Source organism: Streptomyces sp. NPDC052107 (assembly GCF_040680215.1).
In the GTDB taxonomy this organism is placed as follows: domain Bacteria; phylum Actinomycetota; class Actinomycetes; order Streptomycetales; family Streptomycetaceae; genus Streptomyces.
On the sequence record NZ_JBFAWG010000276.1, the window covers coordinates 1 to 1524 of the forward strand.

At 67.4% G+C, this 1524-nt stretch carries 2 protein-coding genes; both read left to right on the forward strand.

All coding sequences use genetic code 11. The features are described from left to right. Window positions 1-485: transposase (locus AB0M27_RS47770; RefSeq protein ID WP_365732456.1), on the forward strand; the 485-nt coding region annotated here is incomplete at its 5' end. A gap of 49 nt (window positions 486-534) precedes the next feature. Next, the gene (locus tag AB0M27_RS47775; RefSeq protein ID WP_365732457.1) at window positions 535-1515 is read left to right on the forward strand and encodes a pyridoxal-phosphate dependent enzyme; all 981 of its coding nucleotides are present in this window, start codon (window positions 535-537) and stop codon (window positions 1513-1515) included. Window positions 1516-1524 lie beyond the last annotated feature (9 nt).

The window sequence follows — 1524 nt, forward strand, 5'->3', positions numbered from 1 at the left end:
GGCACCAGAGGTGCTGGGTTCACAAGATCCGCAATGTCATGAACGCGCTACCGAAGTCGGCTCAGCCCGGCGCGAAGAAGGCCCTGCAGGAGATCTACAACGCCGAGGACCGCGACCACGCCGAGAAGGCGATCAAGGACTTCGAGCGCGCCTACGGAGCGAAGTGGCCGAAAGCGACCAAGAAGGTCACCGACGAGGCCGACGAGCTCCTCGCGTTCTACGACTTCCCCGCCGAACACTGGGTGCACCTGCGCACGACAAATCCCATCGAGTCCACTTTCAGCACCGTGAAGCTGAGGACCAAGGTCACCCGCGGCGCCGGCAGCCCGGCCGCGGCCCTGGCGATGGTGTTCAAGCTCGTTGAGTCCGCCCAGGCTCGCTGGCGCGCGATCACCGCACCCCACCTCGTCGCCCTCGTCCGCAACGGCGCCCGCTTCAAAAACGGTCACCTCGTCGAACGCCCCGAGGAACCTGCCGCAGCGTGACACACCTCAACCGGCCGAACCAGCGCCGGTGGCGCTACGCTGCTGTGTCGTGCAGGAGACGCGTCTCGATACTGCTCGGATCCGGTCGGCTCGCCGGGTGATCGACCCGGTCTTTCTCGACACTCCGCTGTACCGCTGCGAGGCGCTGGAGCCCGGCCTCGGGTGCACGGTGAGCATCAAACTCGAAACGGCAAACCCGGTCCGCAGCTTCAAGGCCCGCGGCACCGAGGTAGTCGCGAGCCTGCTGGCCGACAATGCGTCGCGAGCCGTGGTGTGCGCGAGCGCGGGCAACCTTGGCCAAGCCCTCGCCTGGTCCGGTCGCGGCCGGGGGCTCGACGTCACAGTTGTGGCATCCCGCTATGCGACTCGGGCCAAGCTTGATCGCATCCGCGCATTGGACGCCGGGTTGGAGCTGGTGGACGGCGACCACGAGATGGCTCGCGAGCGGGCGGCGGCCATCGCACGGTACGACGGCATCCGGCTGGTCGAAGACAGCCTGGACATCGAGACCTGCGAGGGCGCGGCGACCATCGGCCTGGAACTGGTTGACACTGCACTGTCGTTCGACACCGTCCTGATTGCTCTCGGCGGTGGGGCGCTGGCCACCGGCGTGGGTCATGTGGTGAAGGCATTGGCACCCGAAGTCGAGGTGATCTGCGTCCAACCGCTGGGCGCACCGGCGCTGACGCACTCATGGCGCCAACGACGTGTCGTCACCACCGACTCGACCGACACCATCGCTGACGGCGTCGCCGGCCGGCGTCCCATCCCGGCTGTCCTGGACGACCTCCTCCTGGTCGCTGACGACGCCGTCCTGGTCCAGGAGGCGTCGATCATCGCCGGTATGCGGATGCTCCTTGACCACGCCGGCCTCGTCGTCGAACCTTCGGCCGCGCTCGGCATCGCGGCGATCCTCGAAGACCGTGACCGCTTCGCCGGCCGACACATCGTCACCATCGTGTGCGGCAGCAACGTCGACGTGGACGCCTACCACCGATGGGTCGGCGCGGCTCCCATCCACAGGTCTTGACAATTGCTC